The organism is Actinocorallia libanotica, assembly GCF_039525175.1.
GTDB lineage: Bacteria > Actinomycetota > Actinomycetes > Streptosporangiales > Streptosporangiaceae > Actinocorallia > Actinocorallia libanotica.
Genome location: NZ_BAAAHH010000006.1, coordinates 233258 through 239257 on the forward strand (window position 1 = coordinate 233258; position 6000 = coordinate 239257).

A 6000-nucleotide genomic window follows, 5' to 3' on the forward strand; every position below is an offset into this window, starting at 1 on the left:
CCAATCAAGATCAAAAATCGAGGGTCTTGATTGGCTTTTTGTTATGTCATGGAGGTTCAGTGGGTCGGATCCAGCTGAATATCGGACATTTCTTGCACTGTGCTTCCAAACAGAACAGCTTGTCGGTGACAGAGAGTTCACGGAGCACAGCCAGCCGCGGGAATGGGCAGGCGCAGCAGTAGGAGGCTGTACGTAGACGAGCACGGACCCTTCGCGCCCTGCGTTCTGCCCTGTGGCCCACTTCGCCGGTGAAACTCGCCGGATCTAATGGAGGAGCAGGCATCCTCGAGCCTCCGGCTTCCGCGGGCGGGTCTGTAGAGTTTTCGGTTTTGTCTCCGACAGCTACATCTTCAACGGCTGCGCGCTGGGATGGATGTCGCAGCCTACGCAACGTTCTGTTTGCTTTGCCGCCGTCGTTCCTGTTTGATCCATTGTTTTCCTTCGGCGGCGATCCCTTCCATGACATGGAGGGTGTGGTGGAACCCCGCGGCGTCCAGTGTCACCTCCGACACTGCGCCGTGAGCCTCGTTCATCTGGAGTTCTTCCTGGCCTGGGGTCAACACGTTGAACTTGATCTGCTCGCCGTTGACGAGGGTGAGTTCGAATCTGCATTCGTCGTCGTTCGGCTGGTGCACTCGCACGGCCGCGACCGCCTCATAGCGGTAGTTGACTCGGTTCCAGCCGTGGAGGGTGCCCCGCTCGAAGTCGAGTTCGGAGCTGAGTTGGCGTATCCCGTCGGAGGTGAGGAGAAAGAGGAATAGCCGGTAGCGGCTGTAGCGCCAGGGGCCGTTCTGTACGCGGGCGCGCTTGGTGCGGGGGCCGGGTGTCTCGATGAACGCGTGGGCGATGATGTCGCTCATGGACAGGCCGTAATGGCGCAGCGCCTCGTTCAGCAGCACCTTGCGGTCACGGTCGAGCCAAGCGGCCATCTCCAAGTCTGTGGGCTTGTCGGCCAGCTTCTGCTTCCAGCGCTCGTAAGCCGCCTGGCAGCCTTCCTGCGTCCGTGTGGCCTCGGCTTTGTCAGCCGCGTACCGCCTGTATTCCAGGATGATGTGCTGCCAGGCAAGAGCGGTGATCACTCCGGCCGCCAGGGCCAGGGCCGTCGAACGAGCCGCGCTCAGCGGGGCGAGCCGCATCGCGCTCTCCATGACCTGGGAACCCCCGAACACGGTGATGGCGAGGCCGATCAGCGTCAGGATCTTGGTCGACAGGGGAGTGGCGAGTTCGTATCGGTAGGCGAACAGCGTTCCGTTCTCCCACTGCTTCCTAACCTCGGACACCCGGTACCGGATCAGCCAGCTGATCCTCTCGACGCCGATCCGCTGCTCGCGGTAGACCTCCACGATCTCGTCGCGCAAGCTCTTGCGAATGCCCGCCGTCTCGGCCAGCCAAGTGGCGCGGTCCGTCTGGCGCGGCACGTATCTGCCGAAGTAGCGTCTGAAACTCTGGTCGACCTTGTTCGCGAAGCCGCCGGGCGGTGGCTGAGCCGTACGTGTCCGTGGCGCCGCGTACTCCTGGTCCTTGGCTCTGCACCGCTCGGTGCGAAAGCGCCATTCCAGGCCGCCGCGCGCGGCCAGACAACCACCGGCGATGCTCAGCAGGTATACCGCGAGCGCGTACACCTGGAGCCCTCGCACCAGCAGGTATCCGATGTGGAGCAGCACCACCGCGAGCACAACCGTCGCCACCACCGCCCGCACCCAGGTGCCGACGGGGATATTGGGCGGTCGTGGTTCCTGCTGCCGAGGATTGGCAGGCTCGGGGTGGAAGAACTTCCAGACGCGGTCGGCTCTGTCGCCGTCCATCTGGTCCCGCCTGGCGTCCTGCAGGGCACGATGCCACATCTGGTTCTTGAGCGGTCCGTCCAGGAACAGCTCCAGATGCCGCAGGATCATGGCACGCTGGGGGTCGTAAAGTTCGTCGAAGTCCTTGAGTAGGGGGCCTGGGTCTGTGTTGCCCTGCTGGACGGAGTTCAGCAGGCGGTGCACGATCTCCACCCCGTCCGCCCAGGAATCCCCGGCGGTCACGCGACAGATCGTCGGCGCCTGCCGCAGCCTCATGATGTCCTCGTGCGGCATCTCATGCCAGGTCCTGCCGCTGAGGAGGGCGAGCTGCCAGTGGAAGCAGACCTTGTTGCCAGTGTGACCGTCCACCACGGCCTCGTGGATGAGCTGTCGCGCCTTGCCCGGCATGCCGCCCTCCAGCAACCTGACTCCGGTCGCGAATTTCACCTTGGGCGATGCGTCTACAGGCGATGAGTAGTAGTTGACGTCGCCGTGTACAGTCGTCGCCTGGACTCCGACATGAGCAAAATCCCCTGCGTAGTTGCCCTCCGCGGCGCCCGGCTCGGTGGTGCTGCCCGGCTCGGTCATGTCAAGCCTTGGACGAGGGCGATGATGCTCGTCACTTCGGCAGCGAGGGCGGCCACGTCCCCGACGAGTCCGCGGACCTTCTTGAGAGCCAGCGTCACCGTGCCCATGTCCTGCGGTCCGTTCGACCGCAGCACCTCGCGCGCGGTGGCGAGTTCCTCCAGCGCCGCACTGTAGGTGTTCTCGTCCAATTGTTCCGCCGCATGTGCTTGCTGGAGCCGGGTCTCCAGGGCGGCGATCGCCTCGGCGGGATCGGTCTGCGCATCCTGCCCGCCGTACACGCGGATGCCGCCGTATACCCGGCCTGCCTGCACGCCGACCTGGGCGTTGTCCTTCGCGACGTTGTGGATCATCTCGCTCATCTCCAGGTTCCCTCTCGTTCCGTTTGCCGTCGACCGATCGTGGTCGCGTGCCTCGGCGGCCAGGCTCTCGGCGAGAGCTGTGGTGAACGCCGCTGCATTGGCCACGGCCCTTGCCTGCCACTGCTCTCGGTCGGTGGTCTCCTTGGTCCCGTCGGCCCGGTCACTGACGCCTCGGACCACGACCACCGGAAGCGCCCTGTTCAGATGCGCTGCCTGGGCCACACCGGCGCCTTCCATCTCGATCGCGAGGGCGTCGTTGTAGTGCTGTCGAATCCAGCGGGCATGTGCTGAAACTGCGGAATTGAGGACCACCTCGCCGGCCGTGATCGGCCCGAAGTGCACTTCGGGCGCCCGACGGCCGGTTCGGATCTCGTCCATCCAGGTGCGGTCACGTGCTACATGCCGGGCAATCTGGTCTGCGCCGTGCGAGACCTCCCACACTCGGGGGCGACTCTTGAACCCATCGTCCTCGCTCGTCCCACCGTGGAACGCGTAGACATGGGTGGCCACCACGACGTCCCCGAGGGCGAGATGAAAGTGCAGGGCGCCCGCCACCCCCACGAAGAGCAGCGCAGCCGGGTCAAACTCGGTGATGGCGCGTTCAGCCAGCACCGCCGCAGCCTGGTTGCCCTTGCCGACCAGGCCGAGCGCGATCCGGCATCGACCGCCGACGAGTCGGCCGACCTCGAAACGGGTTCCTTGCGGATGTCGGTGTATTTGCGGGTCGCTCAACTTCTCGCGGACGGCGTCGTACTCCACGTCCAGTGCCGTGAGGACGACGATGAGATTGCTGCTCACTCTTCGCCCCTCGTGTTCGATGTCTCGGTCGGCCGCACCATCGGTGGATACAGGACTTTGCGGGGACCGGCCCGAAACAGCTTGGCCGGCCGCCCGGAGGTGGCCTTGTGTTCCTGATTTGCCGCAACGATGAATCCGTCGGTCTTCTGGACCTTGCGGTAGAAGTTGCGGGGGTCGAGCACGATGCCCCAGACCGCCTCGTAGACCCGCTGAAGGTCGGTGATCGTGAAGGTCGGTCCGCAGAATGCTGTCGCCAGCGCGGAGTATTCGAGCTTGGTGCGGGCACGTTCGACTCCGTCCTCGACGATCTGCCGATGATCGAATGCGAGCTCCAGTTCTCCGGAGAGCACCCGGTCGGCGCGCTGCCATCGGGCGTCGGCCGCGTCCGACCCGGCGATCGGGTCCGGCAGCCTCGGCGCGATCGCCAGATAGGCAACCGACACCACCCGGCCGCGCGGATCACGCCTGGGGGAGCCGTACACACCCAGATGCTCCAGGTGCAGCGTCTCGACATCCATGGTGGCCTCCTCCGCCAGCTCGCGATGAGCCGCTGCGGTGAGGTCTTCCTCGACGTGCTCTAGGAAGCCGCCTGGAAGCGCGAAGGTTCCCTTGAAAGGCTCAACGCCGCGCTCGATGAGCAGGACGTGCAGGCGGGACTCTCGTAGCGTCAAGATCACCAAATCGACCGCGATCATGGCGGCGGGAGGTGTCCAGTGGTCTTCGGTCATGTGGCGAGATTAACTTTTTGTCGACCTGACAAAAAGTAGCTTCCGGGTACGGCGAAGGCTACTGTCCTATTGCTGAAAAGTAAGGCCTGTCGATCCAGATCGCGGTGCCGGTGCCGATGCCGATGCCGATGCATATGCGCCTCGTTGTAGGTGACCTCTTGGGTGTGGTGCAGGGCTTCGACCTGCCAGTGCCTGCGGATCAAAGAGGCGAGCCAGGTGGAGGTGATACGTCCAGGCCGCAGGCTGGTGACGGCGTAGACAGTCCTGATTGTGGTTTTTCCGTTCTTGCAGCCGGTCTGGTGCCGTTTGAGCTGGATGGTCTGGGCGTCATAAGGAACAGCAGACCCGCGCGGCGGGATTCGATGCCGTTCAAGCCTCTTTGGCGAATACAGCTGCCCGCTATGCCCCGTGTGTGATGTGCTCGATAAATCGTGCGGACCGGTAATCCGAGCGGCTCCACAGAAGAATCCATCGAGAGGTGAGGGTTCATGCCGGTAGAGGTAGGGCTATGGCGGGTAGACGGCGACGTTCCTGAACGCATTCGCTCCACGGGTATCGAGCTGGAGACGCAGTTGGAGCGGCTCATCGAGCAGGATCCCGACATTCTCGGTGACCCTCTTCTGATCATCGGCCGCCAGGTGTCCACGAGCACAGGCGGGATCATTGACCTGCTCGCCATCGACGGCGAGGGCAACCTGCACGTCCTGGAACTGAAACGAGACCGAACCCCCAGGGATGTGGTGGCACAAGTGCTCGACTACGGCTCCTGGGTAGCCAGCCTGTCCAACCAGGACGTCCGCGACCTTCATGAGGCTTACGCGGCAGGCGCTGCCTTCGACGTCGCTTTCTCCGAGGTCTTCGGCCAGAGCCCGCCCGAGGACCTCAACTCCTCCCATCACCTGACGGTTGTGGCCCACGATGCCGACGTCGCCACCGAGCGCATCGTCAACTACCTCAGCTCCTACGCAGTACCGGTCAACATCCTGTTCTTTCGTTACTTCGAAGACGACGGGCGCCGCTACCTGGCACGGAGCTGGCTGGTCAGCGAGACCTCAACCGTCTCCCGGACCGCCGGCCGTCGGCGCGGTACCCGCGAAGAATGGAACGGGCAGGACTGGTACGTCTCCTTCGGCGAAGAAGGAGGCCACCGCAACTGGGACGACGCCCGCACCTACGGCTTCGTCTCAGCAGGCGGCGGCCTATGGTTCAGCCGAACGTTGCGTGCCCTCCCTCTGGGAGGCAGGGTGTTCGTCTACATTCCCCAGACCGGATACGTCGCCGTCGGCGAAGTCATCGGCGAAGCACACGCCTTCAGCGAAGCCGAAGTCATCATCGACGGCCAACAGCGACCCTTGCGCGAGCTTCCCTTGCAGGCCTCCTACCGGCACTCAGACGAGGACGACGCCACAACCGCCGAATACGTGGTCCCCGTCCGCTGGATAAGCGCGCTCCCTCGGGAGGAGGCCATCAGCGCTTCCGGTCTGTTCGCCAACCAAAACAGCGCTTGCCGTCTTAGGAACTCTTTCACCATCGAGACACTCACCAAAGCCTTCGAGCTCGACACCTGAGATTGAACCGCTGTGACGTACAGTGAGCCTCTTTCATCCTCGGGCGGCTTGAGCGGTTCGGTGGTTCTGCAGGACGGCGATGGCTTTGACGAGGTGGCCGGCCTTGCCGGGGCTGCACCGCAGCTTCTGCAGGATGCGCCATGACTTGAGCTGTGCGTTCGCGCGCTCGCCGGGC

General features: G+C 64.0%; 4 protein-coding genes. 1 reads left to right on the forward strand and 3 read right to left on the reverse strand.

Annotated features, from left to right (window positions below; translation table 11 throughout):
* Positions 1-383 precede the first annotated feature (383 nt).
* The 3 genes from ABD140_RS11045 to ABD140_RS11055 are packed head-to-tail and all read right to left on the reverse strand — an operon-like array spanning position 384 to position 4257.
* Positions 384-2372, reverse strand: a complete 1989-nt coding sequence (locus tag ABD140_RS11045; protein WP_344239553.1) for a hypothetical protein — start codon at positions 2370-2372, stop codon at positions 384-386.
* Positions 2369-3529: a 5'-methylthioadenosine/S-adenosylhomocysteine nucleosidase gene (locus ABD140_RS11050; RefSeq protein ID WP_344239556.1), complete on the reverse strand. Its 1161-nt coding sequence runs from the start codon at positions 3527-3529 to the stop codon at positions 2369-2371. The genes ABD140_RS11045 and ABD140_RS11050 overlap by 4 nt, the downstream gene beginning before the upstream one ends.
* A complete protein-coding gene (locus tag ABD140_RS11055; RefSeq protein ID WP_344239558.1) occupies positions 3526-4257 on the reverse strand; it encodes an NUDIX hydrolase in 732 nt (243 codons plus the stop codon). The genes ABD140_RS11050 and ABD140_RS11055 overlap by 4 nt, the downstream gene beginning before the upstream one ends.
* A 488-nt stretch (positions 4258-4745) precedes the next feature.
* Here ABD140_RS11055 and ABD140_RS11060 point away from each other — a divergent pair, with 488 nt between their 5' ends.
* Positions 4746-5825: an endonuclease NucS domain-containing protein gene (locus ABD140_RS11060; RefSeq protein ID WP_344239560.1), complete on the forward strand. Its 1080-nt coding sequence runs from the start codon at positions 4746-4748 to the stop codon at positions 5823-5825.
* Positions 5826-6000: the final 175 nt, after the last annotated feature.

What these genes read in the sequence shown, in the direction of transcription:
- ABD140_RS11055 (WP_344239558.1), bottom strand. Translation starts at nt 4,257, where the DNA reads ATGACCGAAGACCACTGGACACCTCCCGCCGCCATGATCGCGGTCGAT.
- ABD140_RS11045 (WP_344239553.1), bottom strand. Translation starts at nt 2,372, where the DNA reads ATGACCGAGCCGGGCAGCACCACCGAGCCGGGCGCCGCGGAGGGCAAC.
- ABD140_RS11060 (WP_344239560.1), top strand. Translation starts at nt 4,746, where the DNA reads ATGCCGGTAGAGGTAGGGCTATGGCGGGTAGACGGCGACGTTCCTGAA.